The following is a 20,462-nucleotide window of genomic DNA, read 5'->3' as shown; positions in this document are numbered from 1 at the left end:
GTGCCCCCTATCTCTGGTAGCCGGACCAGGACTGCGCCTGGCTACTGTCAAAGGCCAGGGAAACCTCAGGCAACTGCAGGGAGAGGGATCCCAGCTCGGCCAGGGTGGTGCCGGGGTAGTAAAAGGCGAGGATTTGCGCCGCGTTCAACCCCCGCCGCGCCAGGGTGTAGGCGCCGTACTGGCTCAGCCCCACCCCGTGGCCAAAGCCGCCGCCGATAAAGCGGTAGCCTGTCAGCCGCCCGCTCTGTTTCAGGGGTTCCACGCGAAACAGAGTGCTGTACAGGCGGGGAAAAGCCAGGCGCACCTGATCCTTGCGCAAAAGAATCGAGTGGAGCCCTTGGGGCGTCTGCAAGTCCACGTGCAGCGCCTGCACCCGACCACTGACCGAGCGCTCCAGGACGTGCAGCCCCTGGATGGTCATCCACTCGGGGAGAGGGATCCCGAGGTACTCTTGAGCGGCCCGCAGTTGGGCGTTTAGCTCCTCCAGCGACTGAGAAAACTCCCAGCGGAAGAGGCGCGATACCCCTGCTTCGTTGAAACCCTCCCGCCGGGCCAGAAAGGCCTTGAAGTCGCTCTCCTGCCGCAAATCGAAGGGCTGATCGGGCTGGTGGGCGATATCCACCTGCGGGCGCAGGTAGGGGCGCGGCTCTCCGTCCCAAACCTCTTCAAAGCCTGCCGAGATGCCGCCGTTGGTGGAAGAATAAACGGCATCCACCAGCTCGCCCTTGTAGGTGAGCACCAGGCCGCTGGTCTGGCGAATCGCTTCGTCGGCCCGCGGATGGGTGCCGCTCAGCCCCTTGTAAACCTGGCAGTGGGTATTGGCACAGAGGTGGTAGTCGTCGATCTGAAAGCGGTGCAGGTTCTTGAGGGCGTAGGTGCGCGCCAAAATTGCCTGGGCGGCCATGGCGGCAAAGGGGGCCCCTGGCCCCACCTCATGGGGCACCACCCCCCGTAAATAGGTTTCCAGGGGCACGGCGTTGACCACCGTATAGCTGCCGTAGGCATTGGGCTGAATGGTAATGGATCCGGCATAGTAGCGGTCGTTCACCCGCAGATAGCCGGCATCGGAGGTTACCCTCAGGCGGGTGCGATGGTAGCGAAAATGCTCATGTACCCAGCTCAGCTCCGCCCGTTCGCGCCGCTCCTGCACCTCCAGCCGCACCTGAGGGATCCCTTCTTTCTGGGCATACTGCTGAATCTGGATCAGTTGTTGGGGAGTGTAGGCGCGGCTGGCCCACACCTGCCATTCCTGCGGTTGGGCGATCTCGGTGCGGATGCCCAGAGATTCCCAGGAGTTGGCGCTGGCCTCGGCGCTCTCGAAGCTTTTGTGGCTGCTGAGGATGAGGCGGTACACGGTTTCCGGGCTGGCCAGGGCGCGGTTGACGATCCCAACCGTAACTTGTGGGAGCCGCTGCCTCTGGGTGCTGCCGTCTGCCTGGGCAAATTCCAGGGTGAGGAAAGACCCCAGCGGCGCTGCCAGCTCCACCTGATCTTGCTCAGAACGGCCAAAGCGTTGCACAATGCCCACGTGCAGGATCGGGTTTTCGGGGGTGGCCGCTGCAGACAATTGCGCTGGCAAGACAGGATCTTCGGCCTCTTTGCGAACCCCGGTCGCGTCAGCGGCACGGAGCACCAAGGCTGTCAGCAACAGGCCCAAGCCGGAAATGAGGCTGCTCTGTTTGCGCCAGCGGAGCGGAGTCCTTAAAAACCGGCGAGGTTGGGCAGTAGGAGACTGACAACTGGCCATGGCCGCTTTATCCTGACAACACACCCTGTCGATTGTACCCGCATCTTTTCTGGCCTAGCCGCAGCGATGGATGCTCCTCTCCCCTCTACCTCCCTGCTTTTTACCGGAAACGACGGTGGATTCTCGAACCTGCCTCCTCCTGCTCTACGCAAGGGATCCGGCTGGCGGTTGGGCTGGGATCCTGGGCGCTCCCCTTTTGTGGCCCTGGTGGGAGGAGAGACTTGGGCGTTGGAGCTAACCCTAGAAGAATGGCAAGCATTTGTGCAGGGGGTGTATCGTCTGCAGCAGGATATGGAAGCTGTCGCCTCCCAACTGATGGCCGAGGAGAGCATTACGCTGGAGCAGACCTTTCCTGCCCTCACGTTGGTTGCCAGTGGCAGCGCCACTGCTTGGGGCCTCTATCTCCAGTTGCACCAGGGCCGGCGGGGTGAGGGTTTCTGGCCAGCAGAAGTTGTCCCGGAGCTGTGTCGTGCCCTCGACCAATTCCAGGAGTGCTGACCCGCCGCCGCTTGCAGGTTTTGGGGAGGAACCCAAGGCAACTCAGGTCAAACTCCAATCAATTGCTGAAGAAAAGATACTTGATAAACCCTGAGGCCACCCCAACGACTAGGGCCACGATCGCGCCGCGGCTGATGAACTCCTGTTGGTCAAGCCGCTTGCTGTAGCCATCCATTTTGCCGCTTAGCTCCGCGATTTTCACTTCCAGGCTGCTACGGCTGAGGTCGATCTTGGCTTCCAGCTCGTTGCGAGTGAGGTCGATCTTGGCTTCCAGCTCGTTGCGAGCGCCTTGGATCTTGCTCTCTAGGTCGTTGCGAGTGAGGTCGATCTTGGCTTCCAGGTCGGTTTTGACCAGCCGGATCTCGCTTTTGATCTCCGTCACCTGGATTTCCAACTTGCGGTCGATTCCCTCCAGCTTTTTGTCCAAAGCCAGGATGAGGTCTTTAATTTCTTGATTGGGATCCGACATCCGCAGTTCTGCCCAAGACCGCTGGCTCCTATTATCGCCTAAGGGATCCCTCCTCAAACTGGCGGCTCAACCGTTGCCACGATGTCGCGGATGACGGCCTCTGCCTCCTGCCGTCGGTTGCTCGTCATGTCCCCAGATCCGGCCAAAGAAATGCGATGGGCCAGCACCGGCACAAACAAAGCTTGCAGATCTTCCGGTAGGCAAAAGCTCCGCCCTCTCACCAACGCCTGCGCCCGTGCTGCCCTTGCCAAGGCCAACGCCCCGCGGGTGGACACGCCGGCCCGCAACAGCCTGGAGGCACGCGTCGCCTGCACCACCTGCAGCAGATAGTCGGCCAGGGATCCATCCAGGTACACCTGATCCACCGCCGCCTGGATCTCCCGCAGCTCCGCCAGGGAAAGCACCGGCTGGAGAGCCTCCACCGGCTCTGCCTGCTGTCGCTGCAGCAGCAAAGCCCGCTCCACCTCAGGGCTGGGGTAGCCGATGGACAGCCGCACCAGAAACCGATCCAACTGGCTTTCCGGGAGGGGATAGGTGCCGTGATACTCCAAGGGGTTTTGGGTGGCCAACACCATAAAGGGACTGGGCAGCGGGTAGGTGCGGTTGTCCAGCGAAACCTGCTTTTCCGCCATTGCCTCTAGCAGGGCACTCTGGGTGCGGGGAGAGGTGCGATTGATCTCGTCGGCCAGGATGACATGGGCAAAAATGGGGCCTGGGCGAAATTCAAACTCCCCTTTCTCTTTGTTGAAAAGGGTGAGGCCAAGAATGTCAGTCGGCAAGAGGTCGCTGGTAAATTGAATTCGCTGAAACTTGGCCCCCAAGCTGCGGGCAATGGCCCGCGCCAACGTGGTTTTGCCTACTCCCGGCACGTCCTCCAGGAGGACATGGCCTTCCGCCACCAGGGCCGTCACCACGGCCTGCACCACCCGTGGCTTGCCTTGAAACACCGACTCGACGTTGGCGATCAGCTTGCCGATCTGCTGCCGCAAAGTTTGCAATCGCTCCGCCGGGATCCGCGCTGAACCGGACAGGGTGCCAACACTTGCCATAAACCACTCCCAAAGGGGCCTATTCCACCATACAGGCCCAACCCACCGGCAACCCAAAGGGGATCCCACAAAACCCCGGTGGAAAACCGGAGTATCATAGACCTGATCCTTGCAGGAAGGATGGGTATTTTGGAACTGTCTTGTAAAAGTGAGTACGCTCTCCTGGCCCTTCTGGAGTTGGCCCAGCACTACCATGACGGCCGGGTATTGCAGATTAAGGAGATCGCAGCCCACCAGTCGATTCCCGACCGCTATCTGGAGCAGTTGCTGGCCACGCTGCGCAGGCAGGGCCTGGTACGCAGCCAGCGGGGCGCCAAAGGAGGTTACTCTCTGGCTCGACCGCCCTGGCAGATCTCCCTATTGGACATCATTCAGGCCATCGAGGGAGAAGATCTCACCCGCCCCCGCGACTTGCCCAGCGGCGATCTCTCGCCGGAGCGCCAGGTGCTCTGGCAGGCTTGGCAAGATGCCCAGGCGGCAGCGGTGGGCATTCTCCAAAAAACGACCTTGCAAGACCTCTGCGACCGGCAGGCGCAACAGCAACAGGCCAGGTTGATGTACTACATCTAGAGGAAGCTGCCGGTGTCGATGCCCTGGGCTTGGCCTCCTCTCAAGAGGGTGAGTACCTCTTCCCGCCGAGGCGGACGAGAGGAGCTGGGATCCCTGTCAAGTTTTGGGTTATCCTGAAACCCATTGCCTCTTGAATTGCTTCCTTTGCATTCCATGACCTTTCGCTCCCCTCGCTCTCAGGCTGCCGATACGTTTTCTTCGGAAGATTTTGCCAAGGCTCTGGAGGCGCAAAGCCTTGACTTTCGACCGGGACAGGTGGTGCGAGGCCGCATCTTCCAGCACCAGAACGATGGGGCGCTGGTGGATATCGGCGGCAAGTCGCCGGCCTTTTTGCCCCTGAAAGAAGCCGGGATCCGCTCAGGAGAGGATTTGAGCGAGCTTTTTCCCCTCAAAAGCGAAGCCGATTTTCTCATCTTGCGAGAGGACTCGGAAGGGCAAATCGTACTCTCGGCGCGGCGGCTGCGGCTGAAGCGACTTTGGGAGGAGCTGGCCGAAAAACAGACCAACGGCCAGACGGTAACTGCCCTGGTGATCGGCACCAACAAGGGCGGGGTTCTGGTGGACGTGCAGGGGCTGCGGGGCTTTATTCCTCGCTCGCATCTCAACCAACGGGAAAATCTAGAAGAGCTGGTGGGCCAATCGCTGACCGCCAGTTTGTTGGAGGTCAACCCCGCTGCCAACAAGCTGGTGCTCTCCCAGCGAGTAGCGCGACAAGCTGAGAGCCTGGGAATCTACACCACCGGTCAGGTGGTGCGGGGCAAGGTCAGCGCCCTCAAGCCCTTCGGCGTTTTCGTGGAGCTGGAGGAGGGGGGCAGCGGGCTGTTGCCCATCAAGCAGGTCAGCCAAAGCTTTGTCGCCTCCTTATCCGACTTGTTCCAGCCCGGTCAGCCGCTCAAGGCCGTGGTCATCGATGTGGATGAGGCCAAAGGGCGGGTAGCGCTCTCTCTGCGGGTGTTGGAAAAATACCCCGGCGAGGTGTTAGAGCAACTGGCCCTCATTACCGAGGAAGCTGAAGAGCGGGCCGGCAAACTGAAGGGGAGAATCACGTCCGAGGGCAAGGTCATTTAACCCATACCGACTGCCAAGGCGCTCCTGGGCGAGCCTTCCGGATCCCTGGGCTGGGCCTCACCCAAGACTTGGCGCCGATCCCCCAATCCCGCCAGCAGCAGGGGACCTTTCGTAGCCACCGGCTGTGGAAACAGCACCCCTTATCCCTGATGCTCAGCTTCCCTCTCCTTCTGGGAGGGGGGCTGGATCCTATGTCCTGCCAGCATCAACTCCCTGGCACTGCGGAGCCCTGGGGGGCTGTTTCAAACTTGTACAGAGTGGCAATGCCGTGAACAGCAACTGAGGCTGGGGTGTTGTCTATACGCGATGCTGGCGCAACAGAGATGAAGAGATTTCCTTACCAATCCTCCGCTATTGCGTTTCCATGCAAATCTTAGGTTGGAAATGCTCAAATTAGGACACAGCAAGGGTTTTAGCTATTGCCGCCACTGAGGAAATAGCCAGAATAAGAGTAGCTATTGACCCAGCAATGGGCGCTACGACAACTTGGTGAATGCACGATGTTTCCCTCTCTGTTGACCCCACGCACAGCCGGCCTACTCCTATCGGGAGCCGCACTGGGCATCCACTGCCAGGTGGCCATGGCCGCTCCTTTTCGCGACACCTTTGGCCACTGGGCGCAAGCCTATATCGAGACCCTCTCCTCTCAAGGGGTGTTGAACGGCTTCCCGGATGGCACCTTCCGTCCCAACGAGCCGGTGACCCGCGCTCAGTTTGCCACCCTTGTCACCACTGCCTTTCGCCTTCGCAACACCTCTGGTACCTTCATCGGCTTTCGGGATGTGCCTCCCAGCCACTGGGCGGCCAATGCTATCTCCACGGCGGCAGCCAACAACTTGGTGGCCGGCTTCCCAGACGGCACCTTCCGACCCGAACAGCCCGTTACTCGCACCGAGGCGCTGGTGATCCTGACTAACGCCCTTGGCAACACGAGTGCCATCCCCGCGGCTCAGCCGAGCGAGCTGTTCAGCCGCTACCGCGACGCGGCAGCCATTCCCAACTGGGCCCTGGCACAACTTGCAGCCGCCAACCGTGCCGGCCTGATTGTCAATTACCCGGATCCTATGCTTTTGGAGCCAAACCGCCCTGCCACCCGTGCCGAGGTGGCCGCTTTTACCCACCAGGCCCTGCTCAATCGGGGATCCCTGGTGGCCCAGAACCCGAGCAGTTGGGTTTCCACCCCCCCGGCGGGCTTTGACCTGCACCTTTCCACGCTGGCGGCGGGCACCCTGATGCAGACCACCACCCCCTTCAACGAGCGCCTCTTCATCGCCCCCAACGAAACTCGCCCCCTGTCCTTGATCGTCCGCACCCCGATTCGCAACGCCCAGGGGGACATCCTGGTGCCTTTCGGCTCGCGGGTGGATGGCCGCTTTGAGCCGGCACCGGGGGGCACGCGCTTTGTGGCAGAAAGCATCATCGCCAACAACCAACTGTTCCCCTTGGCTGCCCAATCGGATGTGATCCACGATGTTAAGGATCCTCGCTACACCACCACGGGCAAAATCATCCAAGATGCGGCCATCGGCGCGGCAGCGGGCGCCATTCTCGGCTTGGTGACCGGCGACAATGCCATTGCCACAGAAGAAGTGCTGGGGGCTGGGGTGGCCGGAGCGGTGATCGGCAACGTCACGGCGCCACAGGTGGTAGTTTTGGATCCCAACCAGGTGATCGAGCTGCGCCTCACCCAGGATCTGGCGCTGGTCCCTCAATCCCGCTAGCGGCGCGGGGGTGTCCGTTGCAACAAGACACAGGCGATACAACTTCGTCACCGTCTTTCCATCGGTGAAGCTGGGCGTTGCCTCGATCCCCAACTCCGTATCCCCCCGTACACGGGGGGATATAGGGGGGGCCGGGGTTGGGAGTGAGGGCAAAAGGCTATCTTCTCAGCCAATCCAACAGAGTCGTTCCCCCCAGCCACAGGCCCACCAAAATGGAAGTGGTCAGCAGCCCCGCCGCCACACAGATCAGGGATCCCAAGCTGCACAGGATCCCGTCCTCTTCGAGGAGGCCAAAGGCGGTGACGAAGACCCCCATCGCCGGCAGGGTGTTGGTGCCGGGCACGGGAATGATCATGGAAATACCCATCAAGCTGATCAAGGTGCTCAGCCAGACCTGGCCCAGGCGGCTGGTGCAGACTGGTTGCCAACGGGGGCAGGCAACTTTTTCAATGCGCTGCAACCACGGGATCCCGGCCTGCACCCACTTTTGAAATTGCTTCCGTTCAATGGATGTCTGCAGCACCCATGGCGGCAGCCAGGGGGTGGTTCGCCCCGCCAGCATTTGTAGGGCCAGCAGCAGAATAACCACGCCAAAGGGAGTGGAATAGCCAGGAGCTGGCAGAGGCAGAGCAGAAGGGAAGGAGAGCACCGCCAAAAACAAGCCAAAGCTGCGCTCGCCCGCCAGTTTGAGAATCTCTTCAAGGCGGATGGGTGGGGATCCCTCTGGGTAAGGCTCGGGCTGCTCTGGATGGGCGGGAAGGCAGGCAAATCGGGCCAGCTCTTGCGATAGACGAGCCATAGGGGGGGCTGCAAACGGTTTGGGAGCCAACGATAGCCTACTGCAAATCCAAGGTTTGTTGGATATCTTGAACAAAGGGGTGGTCTTGGAGGGGTAAGATGAGCGGCGAAGCGCTGGGCAAAAGGTTGGCTAGCGGTAGCCTTGGAGAAGGTCTGGGGAAGCGTGCTCCGCTCAGCAAGGGAATAGGCAGGTTGGGGGGGACGCTGTTGCTGGGATCCCTGTTGGTGGCAGGGCGCGGTGTGGCCCTGGCCGAAGCGCAGTTGGAGGTGGGTACCTCCACCACCTTGCCCCCGCAGGCGGCGCCGCCGGTGTTGCCTCCCCCGCCGGTGGGAGTTCGACAAATTAGAGAGGATACCGATCCTGAGCAAACCGCCGATATGCCCCTTTCCCTTCTGGCCGAGCAGGTGCTGGAGGCGGTGTGCGAAGCGCAAATCGATCCCCAACGGGCCCTGGCCCTCATGCCCGACCTGAGCGAGTCCCACATCCGCGCTGCCTGTCCCAAGCGGCTGGCCCCCCAGTCCCTCCGTAGACGGGGGGATATAGGGGGGGGAGTACAGGCCGGTCAAAGCTTGGCGAAATTGTAGGGAGCGGTGAAATTGTTGTAGCGAATGCGCAGCCGTCCCTGAAAGGCTCGATCCAGCTCCTCCACTTTTTGGGCAAAAGCCGGCTCATCTTCCCAGTTGATGAGAAACGAGCTGTTGTAGGCCATGTTTTCCGTAAGCAGCTCTCCCTCGACGCGATCGCTGGCCAGAGAGCCGAGGGCGGCTGTGAAGGTTTGGGCAATGTGTTGGCGCCGTTGCTCCAGCATTTGCTCCAGAGCCTGCCCAATTTCCACTACTGCATCTAGCCCCAAGGGGGTGCCAGCCATCTCGTCCCGCCGGGCTTTCAGGGCCGGGTTTTCCTCTAGCCCCAATTGGAGCTCTTGCTGGGGATCCCAGAAGACTTTTACCCCCACCTCCCGTTTGCCCTCCAGGCGCTGCAGCAGGGCCAGCAGATCGGCCAGGTGCGGTTTGATCAAATCCTGCTCTACCTGATCCCAGCCGCTCACCACCAGGCCAAATTGCAGCGGCAGCAGGGCGCGGTATCCCTCGCTCATCACGGTTTCTAGGACAGCTTCGTGGGCCAGCAGATTGGCCCGGCTGGCCAAGTAGCGCTCCTGGCGAGCCTGGGAATAGAGAAAGGCCAAAGATCCCAGCACGTGAATCCCCACCGGCTGCTTGTCCAGCCCCACCACATTCAGGTGGCGCGGGCCGGGGGCAGCGACGATCCCGTAGAGATAGAGGGTGCTATTGGGATTTGCCGTTGGCATGGCTGCGAGCATCTCCGATCAACCAGGTGAGGTTGGACTCTTCCGTGTCGATGGCATTGCCATCGGAGGAAATACAGTAGCGACCCATCACCATCTGGTGGCGCAGGGTAACTCCTGCAGCGATTTGGGTGTAGTTGAAGATGAGGCTGCCATCCAGCGTACACCCTTCGTTCAACACACAGCCGTAGCCAATGGCTGTGGGGCCGATGAGCTTCACCCCGTCTGCCAGGTAAGTGCTGGCCCCAATGTAGACCGGCGGCTCGATATGGATGCGATCCCAGTTGGCGCGGATGTTGATCCCCGTCCAGACGCCGGGCCGAATCTGGATCCCGGGCACCTTGACCCCCTTGATCTCGCCGCGCAGCACCTTCTGTACCGCCAGCCAGTAGTCAGGGGTACGGCCAATGTCCACCCACTGGAAGTCGGCCTTGAGGCCGTAGAAGGGGGCGCCGGCTTTCACCAAGGCGGGGAAGAGATCGCTGCCGATGTCATAGGGGCAGCCGGGGGGGATGTAGTCCAGGACTTCTGGCTCGAACACGTAGATGCCGGTGTTGATGGTGTTGCTGAGGGCCTCTTCCTGCCTGGGTTTTTCTTGGAAGGCGGTGACCCGGCCCGTCGCATCGGTTACCACCACGCCATAGCTGGAGACTTGGCTGGGATCCACCTCTCGCAACACCACCGTGGCCAATGCCCCCTTAGATTTGTGAAAGTTGACCACCTGGGTCAGGTTGAGGTCGATCAGGGCATCGCCGCAGAGCACCACGAAGGTGCTGTCGAAAAAACCGGAAAAATCCTGGATCTTGCGCATGCCACCGGCGGATCCCAGGGGTTCGGCCACCGGCTGGCCGTTCTCGAAGTGGCCCTCGAAGGAAAAGCCGATGTGTACTCCCCACTGCTGGCCATCGCGAAAGTAGTCTTCGATCTGGTGAGCGAGGTGGCTGGTGTTGATCATGATTTGGTCGAACCCATGTTCCCGCAGCAGCTCCACCAAGAACTCCATGACCGGCTTGTGCAAAATCGGGATCATCGGCTTGGGCATCATGTAGGTGATGGGCCGTACCCGCGTCCCTTTGCCGGCTGCCAGGATCATGGCTTTCATGCCGTCCTCTCTCCTCCGGGTCTATCGTCTCCTGACTTTATCATCCCAGGATCGGCAGTCTGGATAACAGAAGAGGGTTTTCGCTCTGGGCTGGCCCCCCAGTCCCCCCGTGTACGGGGGGATAGAGGGGGGAATCGCCGCCAAGAGGCCGATCCTCTACAATCGAGGGGAAGCAACGCCCGCAACTGCTCTGCCGCTGTCAAGGCTTTACTCTCTATCTAGCCCTGGCAAGAGCAGGGATCCCGGACATCCTTCTATGTCGATGGCTTTCGGCCTCAGCCCCGCCCCGCATCCCGATACCCCAGCTTGCCGTTCCGCCGGCCAGCCGATCACCATTGCCCTGGCCAAGGGAGCCTTGCTGGCCGACGCTATCCGCTGCTTGCAACAGGTGGGGATCGATTTCAGTCGCTTTTTGGATCCCGGCAACCGCCTGCTGCGGATTGAATCGCCCACCCAGCTCAACGGGCAACGCTACGAGGCGCTGCTGGTGCGCAACCACGACGTGCCGGTGTATGTGGAGTACGGCCAGGCCCAACTGGGCATCGTCGGCTACGACGTCTTGCGGGAGCGCTATGCCGGCAGCGAGGTGCGAGTGGCCCACCTGCTGGATCTGAAGTTCGGCCACTGTCGCATGTCGGTGGCTCTTCGCCAAGAAAGTCCCTACACCTCGGCGGCCCAGTTGCCTCCCCATGCCCGCGTGGCTTCCAAGTTTGTCGGCTGCGCCCGCGAGTATTTTGACCGGTTGGATTTGCCGGTGGAAATTATCTCCCTCTACGGCTCAGTGGAACTGGCTCCCATCACCGGCATGGCCGATGCGATTGTGGACTTGGTGGCCACCGGACGTACCCTGAGGGAAAACGGCCTGGTGGAACGGGACTGCCTTTTCGAGAGCACCGCCCGCTTGATCGCCCATCCCACCAGCTACCGCGTCAACCAACAGCCCATCGGCGAGCTGGTGAACCAGATTCGGGAGCGCTGGCTGGGATCCCTGGTGGCGAGTGGCCCGCTTTGAGGGGGCCGCGAGGTCTTTGTAGAAGGGCAGGGGTCGGCAATCCAAGAAGTAGGAAAACGCAGCTACCCGACAGCTCTGCCTGGCCAGGAAACTTCTGCAAGCCCGGCCAAAGAGGGGATCACTATTGCGTACAATAGGGGCATTCGGGCTTATTTTCCCCAGCAGCATTGAGATTAAAACAGGTTTTTCGAGGTTGATTATGCGGTACCGTCCACTACTCGCCATCCTGTTGGCGCTCTGTTTGAGCGTCTTCGCCCTGCCGGCGGAGGCGGCCAAGGCCCCCTTAACCTACGACCAGATCCGCAACACCGGCAAGGCGGCCATATGCCCTTCCGTCTCGGACGATGCCCGCGGCCGCATCGAGGTGCCCAAGGGGGGATCCCTAAAGTTGACAGACGTCTGCTTCCAGCCGGTGCAAATTGAGGTGGAAGAAGAGAAACGGAACGGGGAAAAAGAGTTTATCAAGGCCAAAAACATCATGATCTCGGCAGCCACGCTGGGGCCGATTAAGGCTGAGGTCACCCCCAAAGACGGCGGGTTGGAGCTCAAAGTGGTGGACGGGATCACCTTTCAGCCGACCACCGGTCAGTTGCCCCGCCGCGAGCTGGTGCCATTTTTGTTTAGCGTGAAAGATTTGGTGGCCACAGCTCAGGGCTCCGCCATTGACCCCTCGACCGACTTTGAAGGGGAGTTCTTGGTGCCCGGCTACCACACCAGCACCTTCCTCGACGCGCGCGGGCGCGGCTCTAACACCGGCTACGACACAGCCGTAGGGCTACAGGCGGCCAAGGACGACTTCGCCACCAACCGCAAGGTGGACGAGGTTTCGCGGGGGAAACTGTCGCTGCGCATTGCCCGCGTGGATCCCAGCACGGGAGAGATGGGCGGCTCCTTCGTTAGCATTCAGCAGTCCAGCACCGAGCAAGGGGCACTGGAACCCCGCACCGTCCGTGTCCAGGGCTTGTTCTATGCCCGCCTGGCGCCGGAGTCTTGAAGAGAGCAAATTTTGGGCTTGAGGGGGCAGGGATCCGGTCGATCCCTGCTCACTCCTGTTGATACTCTGTCTGTCTGGGTTTGCCTGTTGGGGAAGAGGGCGGCGATGGCAGGATCCCACAGCGTTTGTTTTGATCGGGCTGCCGACTTTTACGATGCTACCCGCAGCTTTTTCCCCGCTGTAGAGGAAGAGATCGCCGATGCCATCTTGGCGACAGGGGGAGCCACTCCTGAGACCTATTTTCTCGAGGTGGGCATTGGGACTGATTCGGCGTGGCTACTCCTATTGCGGCGTCGATATTTCTAAACGGACGTTAGCTGAGCAGGTGGAAGCCTTCTCAAGGGGCTCATGTGCAGCAGGTAGCGGCGGCAGGTAGGTGTCTGCGCATCCACCCAGAGCCAGGCAAGTCTTGTAGGAAGGGTTTTCTTGTGGACATTGCGGCTGGAGGGGTGACGCCGACCTGAACGGTGCAAAGGTTACCGCCCTTTTGGGGCGTTCTATAAACCAGCCCCCCTGCCCCGCGTATACGGGGGGGTTCGGGGCTTGCTTGCTCTCTAAGCGAGCATGCTTCAGGGCTACTGTTCGCGTCAGCCGGACGGAGTCCTTCAACCCCATCCGCTTACGCGGGGCCGCACTTCTCTGGCTCGGCCTGCCCTCAACTTCCCAGACCTTCAGGGTAACCTTGCTAAGATTTCCATGGCAGGGATCCCGGGCTATGCAAGGCGTACTGCTGATCCTTTACATGTTGTTTGTCAGTGGCCTGATTGCCGTTGTCGGGGATCGGGTCGGGTATCGGATTGGCAAAAAGCGCCTCACCTGGTTTAACCTGCGTCCCCGCCACACGGCCGTTTTGGTAGCCGTGATTACCGGCGTGAGCATCTCGGCGCTGACCTTGGGCACGCTGCTGCTCCTCAACCGCTCTCTTTCGGAAGCCCTGTTCAGCTACACCAACCAAATTGCCCAGGCAGAGCAGGAGCTGCGGGCCCTCAACCGCCAGAAAGCTCTGCTGGAAGCGGAGAATGCCACTCTCAGAGCCGAGCGAGACCGCCTCAAGCTGGATCTCGACCAATTTCGCAGTCAGCAATCGGCAGCCCAGACACGCCTGAGCGAAGTCCGGGATCAACTGGCTATGGCGCTACAAGAGCGGCAAGAGGCGGAGGCGAAGCTGGCGGCAGCCAACGAGCAACTGGCCCAAGTGCAGCCCGGCCTGGAGCGGGCCCAGGCGGAGTTGGAGGCGGTGAAGGCAGAGGTGGAGGCGGCCCGAAAGATGATTGCCGATCTGGAGTCGCAAAAGCAGGCTCTGCAACTGGATCGGGATCAACTGGAGCGCTCTCTGGATACGGCGCAGACGGCCCTGAGCCAACTGGAAACTCAAAAAAAGCAGCTTGAGCAGGAGATCGCGCAGCTCAACCAGTTAGCGGTGCGGCTGCGGCGGGGAGAGCTGGCCATTCTGGCGGGAGAAGTCCTGGCTACAGGAGTTGTGCAAACGCCAGCAGGGGCAGACCCGGCGGCAGTCCGGCGGCAGTTTGAGCGAGTTTTGGCCCAGGCAGAACAGCGGGCCCTTGCCCTCGGCTCCCGGCCCATCCCCCCTCTGGAGAACGCCATCCTCATCCGCCGCGAGGAGGCCGACCAAGCTCTGGAAAAGTTGAAGGAACCTGGTAGCTGGGCAGTGCGCATCCTCTCCCTCACCAATCGGCTTAAGGGAGAGCCTGTGCCTGTGCTGGTGGAGATTTACCCCAACCAGCGCATCTTCGCCAGGGGATCCGTGCTGGCGCAGGGTGTAATCCAGCCAGGCTTGAGCGAGAACGAAATCCAACAGCGGCTGCTGGAGCTCCTCAACCAGGCCAATCAGCGCTCCCAGGCAGAAGGCCTCCTCTCGGATCCCATCACCGGCACTGTCGGAGAATTCTCGCAGGTGAAGTTCTTGGAAGTTGTGCAGCATCTCCGCCAGAGCACTACCCCCCTGGATGTGAAGCTGGTTGCTGACACCGACATCTACACGGCGGGGCCGCTGCGGGTGAGTTTCCTGATGGCGGAGGCCTCTGGCCAGCAGGGCACCACCCCCGTTCAGCAGGCGGGGCAGATTGGGGGATGAGGGATCCACTCCATCTGGGCGGGCTGGAAGAGGGGCGAGTGCTGATGGGTTTTGACCCGGGGCGGGACAAGTGCGGCCTTGCCGTGGTGCAAGTTCAGCCGGCGTGGCAGGTCTTGCATCGGGAGGTGGTCTCAGCCGGGGAGGCCTTGGCCAGGTTGCAGGCCCTCTGGCAGCAGTTTGGGGCGGAGCGGCTCATCCTGGGAAATCAGACAACGGCGCGAGGCTGGAAACGGCAACTGGAGTCGCTCCTCCCACCCCAACAGATTGTTCTGGTGGACGAGAGGCACAGCTCAGAAGAAGCCCGGCGGCGCTACTGGGATTTTTACCCACCGCGGGGATGGGAGCGGCTGTTGCCCAAGGGGATGCGGGTGCCGGACAAGGCTTACGATGATCTGGTGGCCCTGATTCTGGTGGAGCGGTACTGGCGTGGGCAAGCAAGGGCTGAGCCGACGTGAATTTCTGTACGGGCTCCTGCTGGGGCTGGCGGTGGCCGGCTGTGGCGGGCCTAGGGGCTCTCTGCCCCTCATTCTCGCCCTTAAACAGGGGATCCCGGCCAGCTTGGTGAACGAGTTTCGCCGCCGCACCCAGGTTCGCTTTCGGCTGCAACTGTTGGACGAGCGGGCCCAGTTGCTGGCCTACCTGCAGCAGAGCGTCCAGCCGCCTGAGCCGGCCTGGTGGGAGCCGGGGAGATGGTTCCGGCGACAGCCGCCAGCAGCGGCCCTGAGCCTGTTGGGAGCTGACGCCTTGGATCGGGCCATTGCTGCCGGTTGGCTGGATCCCTTGCCACCTGACCTCTTGGGAGAACGGTGGCAGCACTTGGATCGCCGCTGGCAGGCTGCTGCCCGGCGAGAGGGGCAGATCTGGGGCGTGCCCTGGCGCTGGGGGGTAACGGCCATTGCCTACCGCCGCGACCGGGTGAGCGACCCCATCCGGGACTGGGCGGATCTGTGGCGGCCTGAGCTGGCCGGCAAACTCACCCTGCCAGATCACCCCCGGGAGGTGATCGGGCTCGTCCTCAAAAAGCTGGGCCGCTCCTACAACGATCCCCTCGATCCCGAAGAGGCCGAACTGCGGCGAGAGCTGGGATCCCTGCACCGCCAGGTTCTGGCCTATACTTCCGCCGACTACTTGCCCATGTTGCGCCTGGCCGATAGCTGGGTGGCTGTGGGCTGGTCGCAGGATCTCTATGCCACCCAGGCCAACTACCCCGAGCTGGAGGTGGCGATCCCGGCTTCGGGATCCGCCATCTGGTGGGATGTCTGGGTGCGGCCGCATAGAGCTCACAACGCTTCCCCAGAGCTGGAAGGATCCCTGCTGGCCGACTGGATTGACTTCGTCCTAACCCCAGAGTTCGCCCCCCGCCTGGTGAACTTGAGCGGGATCCCTTCGGTTTGGCCGCTGGATTTGGCCCAACTCTCTCCTCGGCTGCGTCGCAGGGCTGACTTTCAGCCTTCTACCTGGGAGCGCGCCGAGATTTGGCGGCCTCTGAGCCCCGCCGAAGCCGAGTCCTACCTCCGCCTCTGGGACCAGATGCGGCGCGGCCTCTTGTAGCCCGGCTTTTTCCGACCCCGGCGGCCAAGGTGTGAGAACCGGCAAGTCTAGGGAGGCAACCAGGACCCTCTACTTGTCCTTTTTGCTCTTTTTGCCCGCTTTGGGTGTCTCCGCGACGGCCTGTTCCAGTTGCAAGCCAGCAGGGTTTGTGGCCGCCTCTGCAGAAGGCTCAACCGCCTCAGGGATCCCAGACGCCTCTGCTTCTACAGAAGGGAGAGCTGCCTGCGGCTCTGTTGCAACCTCCCCCTCAGCTTTCGCATCGACAGGAGGCTCAACTGCCTCGGGGATCGCGGATCCCTCTGGCTTCTCGGCCTCAAACTCCGTCTCCGGCACCCCTGCCCTAGCCGACTCAGACCTCTCCTGCCGGTCTTCACCCTCAGAGCGGGGCGAGAGGGTGGGCGGTTCGGTGGGGTTGCCTTCGCTATCGACCCAGTTGACCGTGGTTTGGGACTTCAGCCAGGCCATCACCTTGTTGGCGAGCAGATCTTCGTGGACTGCTTGGCGGACTCGCTCCCGATCCAGCTTCTGCCCTTGCTGCGCATAGGCCGCCATCACCTCTTCCACCTCGACTTCCAATTCGTTGGGGCCTACGGCAATCTGCTCCTGCCGGACGATAGCGCTCAGAGCCAAGGTGCGCCGCAGCCGGTTGATGGCCTCGGGCCGGTGGCGCTCCATCAACTGGTTGAGAGTTTCCGGCGGCAGTTGGGACAAGAACTTGCGGATCTCTCCCGGCGTGACCCCTTGCTGCTGCTGCAGCGACTGAAGGCTTCGGGCCAGCAGTTGTGTCGTTTCTTGCTCGACTAGGGTCTCCGGCAGATCCACCTCGGTGGTTTCCAAGATGGCATTGAGGATGGCCGTCTCCAGGTTCTCCTCAGATTGCCGCAGGGCATCTTGCTCGAGGCGCTTTTGCAGGTGTTCCCGCAGTTCGGCCACCGTCTGAAACTCGCTGATCTCCTGCACAAAGGCGTCATCCAGCTCCGGCAGCTCTTTGGTCTTGATCTCTTTGAGGCAGACGGTGAACGTAACCGTTTTCCCGGCCAACTCTTTTCTGAAGTAATCGTCGGGGAAAGTAGCTGTGATCTCCTTGGTTTGGTCGAGCTGCATGCCGACCACGCCCGCCACAAAACCAGGGATGAAGTTCTCCTCTTTGAGCTCCAACTGAAAGTCCTGGGCGGCGATTTCCTCCAGAGGATTGCCCTCGGCATCGCGGGCTTGAAAATCGATCACCACCACATCCCCCAACTGGGCGGGCCGATCCTCCACCGGCAAGAGGGTGGCCCGCTGATCCCGCCACCGGTCGATGAGCTGGTCGATCTGTTCGGGCTTGACGGTGACGCGGGTGGCCGTGACGGTCAGGCCCTTGTATTGGCCGACACGGGCTTCGGGGTACACCTCCACATACCCCGAGAAGCTGAAGTCGGCCTCCGGGTTGAAGCGATCCAGAAGCTGCTCCACCTTGTCGTCCAGCTCGAAGCGGCTGATGGGATGCAGTTGGGTGTCCTTGAGCGCCTGTTGGATGGCCTCGTTGATCAGGTCATCGACGGCACTGGCCATGACGCGCTCGCGGCCCACCTGGCGTATCACCAGGTTGCGGGGAGCTTTGCCCTTGCGAAATCCGGGGATCTGGATATTCCGCTCCAGTTGGCGCAAGGTTTTTTCGTAGGAGCGCTTAACCTGGTCGGCTTCTACCACGATCTTGAGGCCAACCCGGCTGCCAGGACGTTTTTCTTGTGTGACCTGCATAGGAAGTGATGGGCTAGTGGAAGAGGCAAGCAGAATTTCAATTTTACCCCAACTGCTTGGAGATCGACGGGATCCATTCGGAACAGTTCTAGGCAGGGGATCCCTCTGTGGTGACTTCCTTAACGTCCTGAATGTCTTCCTGGGGCTCGGCACGCTTGCTGGGGGGCAGTTGCTTGACTTTGGCTTCCAGCTCCACCACCATTTCCTTCAGCTCGCTAATGGTGACTTCCTTTTCTTGCAACTGCCGATTTTTCTCGCGGGCTTCGATGCTGAATTGGAGACGCATCCAGAGGCTATAGAGCCAGGCAAGGGCGGCCCCGATCCCGGCAGAGGCCAACAGTTCGATCGCCAGCGGGCTTTCAACGCTGACGCCGGGGGCAAAGGTAATCGTGACCGGGCTGGCGTTTTGCATGGCGAAAAGAGCGATTCCCAGGAGGGCCGAGAACAGGATCAGGTAGTTGAACAGTCGCATGCTTTTCTCCTCAGAGGGATCCACGACGGCTTGCCAGCACCAGAATACCCACAAACGGGGGTTGATTTGTTGGCCCAAGAGATCTCAGAAGAACCAGCCATAGCTGTGTAAGCCTTTGCCCAGAAAGTTCACCCCCAGATAACACACCCAAACCACCCCAAAGCCCAAGCTGGCCAAGAGAGCGGGGCGCTTGCCCTGCCAGCCTTTGGTGATGCGGGCGTGCAAATAGGCGGCAAAGACCAACCAGGTGATCAAGGCCCAGGTTTCTTTGGGATCCCAGCTCCAGTAGGTGCCCCAGGCTTCGTTGGCCCAGACGGCGCCGGCAATGATGCCGATGGTCAGCAGCGGGAACCCCAGCCCGATTAGCCGGTAGCTGGTGTTGTCTAAGATTTCCGCCAGGCTCAGCCGTTGCAGCGGGATCCCTTCGGGTGCCGGTTGGGGAGGGGGTTCAGCCGGTCGGGGGGAGCGGATCCCGGCGTAGACCAGTTCTGCAGCGGGCGATGGCAGGGTGGCTTCTGTCCATTCGGGGTGGGTTGCAGGCTGGGAGGGTCCAAATTGCAGGCCGAGGGAGTTGCCCTTTAACTGAACTTCCTGGCCGCGGGTGACGATGAGAAAAGCGATGGCCAAAAGGGATCCCACCAAGAGGGCTGCATAGGCCAGAAGCATCACCGTTACATGCATCATCAGCCAGTTGGATTGCAAAGCCGGCACCAGTGGCTGGGCCTCCTGCATATCTGCCGGCAGGGCCAGGGCGGCAAAGGCCACAACGCCCGTCGCCAGCGGGGCGGTCGTCACCCCCACCCAACGGCTACGAGTCCAGTGGAGAGCCAGCAGATGCAAGGCGGTGATCCCCCAGGCCAAGAAAAACAAAGACTCGTACAAGTTACTCAAGGGGAAATAGCCGGCATCGATCCAGCGGGCCGTCAGCAGGGCGGCGATCGTCAAGTTCGCCCCGATCATCCCCGCCAAGCCCAGCTCCGACAGAAGCTGCACCTGGGGAAACGCTGCCCCGCCCCAATAAAACAGCATGGCCCCTAAGCAAACGGCAAAGGCCACGTTGTTGAGCAAAGCCTGCCACTGAGCTAGATCCAGGCCTGCAAGGGCCGTTATCGCCAACACAGCCATACCTGACCTCAGAAGTTCTCCTGACCTGGCTTGGGCCAGACCGCTGATCCCATTCTAGGGCGGGGGAGGGGATCTTCCCCAAAGGACACATGCTGGTAATGTGGGGATGGCTTATCTGCAGCTCGGCAGGATACCGAAAGTGTTGGGATGTGAGGCTCATGCAAAGACACGCGGGAAAGGCCAGAACCTGGAGATGGGGATGGTGGATGGCTCTGGTGGCGGCTCTTGTGCTGGTCGCTTGCGCTGGATCCCCGCTTGAACAGCCCCAGGAACAGCTACCTCAGCTCGAGCGGGTACCGGTGCCGCCGGAGATCGCCAAGCTGGATGCCTACTTGGAGCACTGCCGTCCGCGAGTACAGATCCTCAGCCCCCAACCCGGAGAGGTGTTGTCGGAGCGGCAAGTAACCGTTCGCTTTGCGGTGCAGGGGTACCCGCTCTTTAAAGATCCGCAACTGGGCCTTGGCCCCCATCTGCACGTGGTGCTGGACAACCGGCCCTATATCGCCCATTACGACGCCGATGCTCCCCTCGTTTTCGAAGATTTGGAGCCGGGATCCCATACTCTGCGGGTGTTTGCCGGCAAGCCCTGGCACGAGAGCTTTAAAAACTCCGAGGCCTACGCCCAGGTCAGCTTCCACGTGCTCGCCTCCACACCGGAATATGTGCCGCAACCGCAGTTGCCCCTGCTCACCTACAACCAGCCCAGCGGCAGCTACGGTGCCGAGCCGATCTTGGTGGATTTTTGGCTGGCCAACGCCCCGGTGCGCGAAAGTTTGCTGACCGACCTGCCGCGGGATTGGCGCATCCGCTACACCCTCAACGGCCAGTCCGGCCTGCTGGATCGCTGGGAGTCTTTTTACTTGAAGGGCTTGAGGCCCGGTCGCAACGTGATGGTGGTGGAGCTGGTGGACAGCAAAGGGGATCCCATCCGCAATGTGTTCAACAGCGCTGCCCGCGAGATCACCTACACCCCCGGGGGCCAAGACACGCTCTCCAAGCTGATCCGCGGCGAGCTGAAAGCGGAAGAGGCCCTGGCCATTGTGCAGCCTCAGCCCACGCCGACCCCAACACCCACCCCGACGCGGACGCCCCCCCCCGGGCGCGCGGCCCCCCGCCGCGCCCGAGCCGCCGAGGGGGGAGT

The 20,462-nt window shown here is 61.4% G+C and carries 20 protein-coding genes and 1 pseudogene; 12 read left to right on the top strand and 9 right to left on the bottom strand.

Translation table 11 applies throughout. The features are described 5' to 3' along the window. Window positions 1-7: 7 nt before the first annotated feature. A complete protein-coding gene (locus NW855_RS10920) occupies window positions 8-1,747 on the bottom strand; it encodes a SpoIID/LytB domain-containing protein (protein ID WP_011430086.1) in 1,740 nt (579 codons plus the stop codon). A gap of 66 nt (window positions 1,748-1,813) precedes the next feature. On the opposite strand from NW855_RS10920, the gene NW855_RS10915 reads away from it, so the two are divergent. Then, window positions 1,814-2,245 (top strand): DUF1818 family protein, encoded by a 432-nt coding sequence (locus NW855_RS10915; RefSeq protein WP_049749741.1) that lies wholly within the window; start codon window positions 1,814-1,816, stop codon window positions 2,243-2,245. Between the two features lie 58 nt (window positions 2,246-2,303). Here NW855_RS10915 and NW855_RS10910 read toward each other — a convergent pair whose 3' ends face one another. Next, window positions 2,304-2,714, bottom strand: a complete 411-nt coding sequence (locus tag NW855_RS10910; protein WP_099812188.1) for a hypothetical protein — start codon at window positions 2,712-2,714, stop codon at window positions 2,304-2,306. Window positions 2,715-2,767: 53 nt separating this feature from the next. Then, window positions 2,768-3,763 (bottom strand): AAA family ATPase, encoded by a 996-nt coding sequence (locus NW855_RS10905; RefSeq protein WP_011430088.1) that lies wholly within the window; start codon window positions 3,761-3,763, stop codon window positions 2,768-2,770. Between the two features lie 129 nt (window positions 3,764-3,892). Between NW855_RS10905 and NW855_RS10900 the strand changes: the two genes are divergently transcribed. From NW855_RS10900 to NW855_RS10890, 3 genes are all read left to right on the top strand, one after another. Then, window positions 3,893-4,333, top strand: a complete 441-nt coding sequence (locus tag NW855_RS10900) for an RrF2 family transcriptional regulator (protein ID WP_011430089.1) — start codon at window positions 3,893-3,895, stop codon at window positions 4,331-4,333. Window positions 4,334-4,486: 153 nt separating this feature from the next. Further along, window positions 4,487-5,401 carry a S1 RNA-binding domain-containing protein gene (locus NW855_RS10895; protein ID WP_011430091.1) on the top strand — a complete coding sequence of 305 codons (915 nt, stop codon included), beginning with the start codon at window positions 4,487-4,489 and terminating at the stop codon, window positions 5,399-5,401. Between the two features lie 500 nt (window positions 5,402-5,901). Then, on the top strand, window positions 5,902-7,122 hold the full coding sequence (locus tag NW855_RS10890) for an S-layer homology domain-containing protein (RefSeq protein ID WP_414508747.1): 1,221 nt from the start codon (window positions 5,902-5,904) through the stop codon (window positions 7,120-7,122). A 157-nt stretch (window positions 7,123-7,279) separates the two neighbouring features. Here NW855_RS10890 and NW855_RS10885 read toward each other — a convergent pair whose 3' ends face one another. Then, window positions 7,280-7,921 (bottom strand): exopolysaccharide biosynthesis protein, encoded by a 642-nt coding sequence (locus tag NW855_RS10885; protein ID WP_011430093.1) that lies wholly within the window; start codon window positions 7,919-7,921, stop codon window positions 7,280-7,282. Between the two features lie 191 nt (window positions 7,922-8,112). Here NW855_RS10885 and NW855_RS10880 point away from each other — a divergent pair, with 191 nt between their 5' ends. Then, window positions 8,113-8,505 carry a hypothetical protein gene (locus tag NW855_RS10880; protein ID WP_041438250.1) on the top strand — a complete coding sequence of 131 codons (393 nt, stop codon included), beginning with the start codon at window positions 8,113-8,115 and terminating at the stop codon, window positions 8,503-8,505. Here NW855_RS10880 and NW855_RS10875 read toward each other — a convergent pair. Both NW855_RS10875 and NW855_RS10870 read right to left on the bottom strand, forming a co-directional pair. Beyond that, the gene (locus NW855_RS10875; protein ID WP_041438253.1) at window positions 8,484-9,230 is read right to left on the bottom strand and encodes a GvpL/GvpF family gas vesicle protein; all 747 of its coding nucleotides are present in this window, start codon (window positions 9,228-9,230) and stop codon (window positions 8,484-8,486) included. The genes NW855_RS10880 and NW855_RS10875 overlap by 22 nt on opposite strands. Beyond that, window positions 9,208-10,329, bottom strand: a complete 1,122-nt coding sequence (locus NW855_RS10870; RefSeq protein ID WP_011430095.1) for a sugar phosphate nucleotidyltransferase — start codon at window positions 10,327-10,329, stop codon at window positions 9,208-9,210. Before NW855_RS10870 ends, NW855_RS10875 begins: the two co-directional genes overlap by 23 nt. 262 nt (window positions 10,330-10,591) lie before the next feature. Here NW855_RS10870 and hisG point away from each other — a divergent pair, with 262 nt between their 5' ends. The 6 genes from hisG to NW855_RS10840 all read left to right on the top strand — a co-directional run bounded on the left by hisG (window position 10,592) and on the right by NW855_RS10840 (window position 15,981). Beyond that, window positions 10,592-11,341, top strand: a complete 750-nt coding sequence (gene hisG / locus NW855_RS10865) for an ATP phosphoribosyltransferase (RefSeq protein ID WP_414402822.1) — start codon at window positions 10,592-10,594, stop codon at window positions 11,339-11,341. 199 nt (window positions 11,342-11,540) lie between these two features. After that, complete coding sequence (locus NW855_RS10860) at window positions 11,541-12,335, top strand: photosystem II manganese-stabilizing polypeptide (RefSeq protein WP_011430097.1); 795 nt, start codon at window positions 11,541-11,543, stop codon at window positions 12,333-12,335. A 105-nt stretch (window positions 12,336-12,440) separates the two neighbouring features. After that, a complete protein-coding gene (locus NW855_RS10855) occupies window positions 12,441-12,641 on the top strand; it encodes a hypothetical protein (protein WP_099812186.1) in 201 nt (66 codons plus the stop codon). A gap of 409 nt (window positions 12,642-13,050) precedes the next feature. Continuing rightward, the gene (locus tag NW855_RS10850; protein ID WP_011430099.1) at window positions 13,051-14,430 is read left to right on the top strand and encodes a DUF3084 domain-containing protein; all 1,380 of its coding nucleotides are present in this window, start codon (window positions 13,051-13,053) and stop codon (window positions 14,428-14,430) included. Further along, window positions 14,427-14,885, top strand: coding sequence for a Holliday junction resolvase RuvX (locus NW855_RS10845; RefSeq protein WP_049749742.1), 459 nt, complete (start codon window positions 14,427-14,429; stop codon window positions 14,883-14,885). The genes NW855_RS10850 and NW855_RS10845 overlap by 4 nt, the downstream gene beginning before the upstream one ends. Beyond that, window positions 14,857-15,981 (top strand): extracellular solute-binding protein, encoded by a 1,125-nt coding sequence (locus tag NW855_RS10840; RefSeq protein WP_099812185.1) that lies wholly within the window; start codon window positions 14,857-14,859, stop codon window positions 15,979-15,981. The genes NW855_RS10845 and NW855_RS10840 overlap by 29 nt, the downstream gene beginning before the upstream one ends. 69 nt (window positions 15,982-16,050) lie before the next feature. Here the strand turns inward: NW855_RS10840 and tig are convergent, their stop codons facing one another. From tig to ccsB, 3 genes are all read right to left on the bottom strand, one after another. Then, complete coding sequence (gene tig / locus NW855_RS10835) at window positions 16,051-17,724, bottom strand: trigger factor (RefSeq protein WP_414402821.1); 1,674 nt, start codon at window positions 17,722-17,724, stop codon at window positions 16,051-16,053. An 88-nt stretch (window positions 17,725-17,812) separates the two neighbouring features. Continuing rightward, on the bottom strand, window positions 17,813-18,196 hold the full coding sequence (locus tag NW855_RS10830; protein WP_011430103.1) for a lipopolysaccharide assembly LapA domain-containing protein: 384 nt from the start codon (window positions 18,194-18,196) through the stop codon (window positions 17,813-17,815). Between the two features lie 84 nt (window positions 18,197-18,280). After that, entirely contained in the window at window positions 18,281-19,288 is a 1,008-nt protein-coding gene (gene ccsB, locus NW855_RS10825; protein ID WP_041438997.1) for a c-type cytochrome biogenesis protein CcsB, read from the bottom strand. Window positions 19,289-19,527: 239 nt separating this feature from the next. On the opposite strand from ccsB, the pseudogene NW855_RS10820 reads away from it, so the two are divergent. Beyond that, a pseudogene (locus NW855_RS10820) lies at window positions 19,528-20,462 on the top strand (hypothetical protein); the annotation flags it as partial.

The organism is Synechococcus sp. RC10B2 (genome assembly GCF_047502635.1).
The sequence above is the reverse complement of the archived record's forward strand: the minus strand, read 5'-3'. Positions and strand labels throughout refer to the sequence as shown.

Excerpts from the sequence above, each read along its gene's own strand:
- NW855_RS10920 (WP_011430086.1), bottom strand. The coding sequence starts at position 1,747 with ATGGCCAGTTGTCAGTCTCCTACTGCCCAACCTCGCCGGTTTTTAAGG.
- NW855_RS10915 (WP_049749741.1), top strand. The coding sequence starts at position 1,814 with ATGGATGCTCCTCTCCCCTCTACCTCCCTGCTTTTTACCGGAAACGAC.
- NW855_RS10910 (WP_099812188.1), bottom strand. The coding sequence starts at position 2,714 with ATGTCGGATCCCAATCAAGAAATTAAAGACCTCATCCTGGCTTTGGAC.
- NW855_RS10905 (WP_011430088.1), bottom strand. The coding sequence starts at position 3,763 with ATGGCAAGTGTTGGCACCCTGTCCGGTTCAGCGCGGATCCCGGCGGAG.
- NW855_RS10895 (WP_011430091.1), top strand. The coding sequence starts at position 4,487 with ATGACCTTTCGCTCCCCTCGCTCTCAGGCTGCCGATACGTTTTCTTCG.
- NW855_RS10890 (WP_414508747.1), top strand. The coding sequence starts at position 5,902 with ATGTTTCCCTCTCTGTTGACCCCACGCACAGCCGGCCTACTCCTATCG.
- NW855_RS10885 (WP_011430093.1), bottom strand. The coding sequence starts at position 7,921 with ATGGCTCGTCTATCGCAAGAGCTGGCCCGATTTGCCTGCCTTCCCGCC.
- NW855_RS10875 (WP_041438253.1), bottom strand. The coding sequence starts at position 9,230 with ATGCCAACGGCAAATCCCAATAGCACCCTCTATCTCTACGGGATCGTC.
- NW855_RS10870 (WP_011430095.1), bottom strand. The coding sequence starts at position 10,329 with ATGAAAGCCATGATCCTGGCAGCCGGCAAAGGGACGCGGGTACGGCCC.
- hisG (WP_414402822.1), top strand. The coding sequence starts at position 10,592 with ATGGCTTTCGGCCTCAGCCCCGCCCCGCATCCCGATACCCCAGCTTGC.
- NW855_RS10860 (WP_011430097.1), top strand. The coding sequence starts at position 11,541 with ATGCGGTACCGTCCACTACTCGCCATCCTGTTGGCGCTCTGTTTGAGC.
- NW855_RS10855 (WP_099812186.1), top strand. The coding sequence starts at position 12,441 with ATGGCAGGATCCCACAGCGTTTGTTTTGATCGGGCTGCCGACTTTTAC.
- NW855_RS10850 (WP_011430099.1), top strand. The coding sequence starts at position 13,051 with ATGCAAGGCGTACTGCTGATCCTTTACATGTTGTTTGTCAGTGGCCTG.
- NW855_RS10845 (WP_049749742.1), top strand. The coding sequence starts at position 14,427 with ATGAGGGATCCACTCCATCTGGGCGGGCTGGAAGAGGGGCGAGTGCTG.
- tig (WP_414402821.1), bottom strand. The coding sequence starts at position 17,724 with ATGCAGGTCACACAAGAAAAACGTCCTGGCAGCCGGGTTGGCCTCAAG.
- NW855_RS10830 (WP_011430103.1), bottom strand. The coding sequence starts at position 18,196 with ATGCGACTGTTCAACTACCTGATCCTGTTCTCGGCCCTCCTGGGAATC.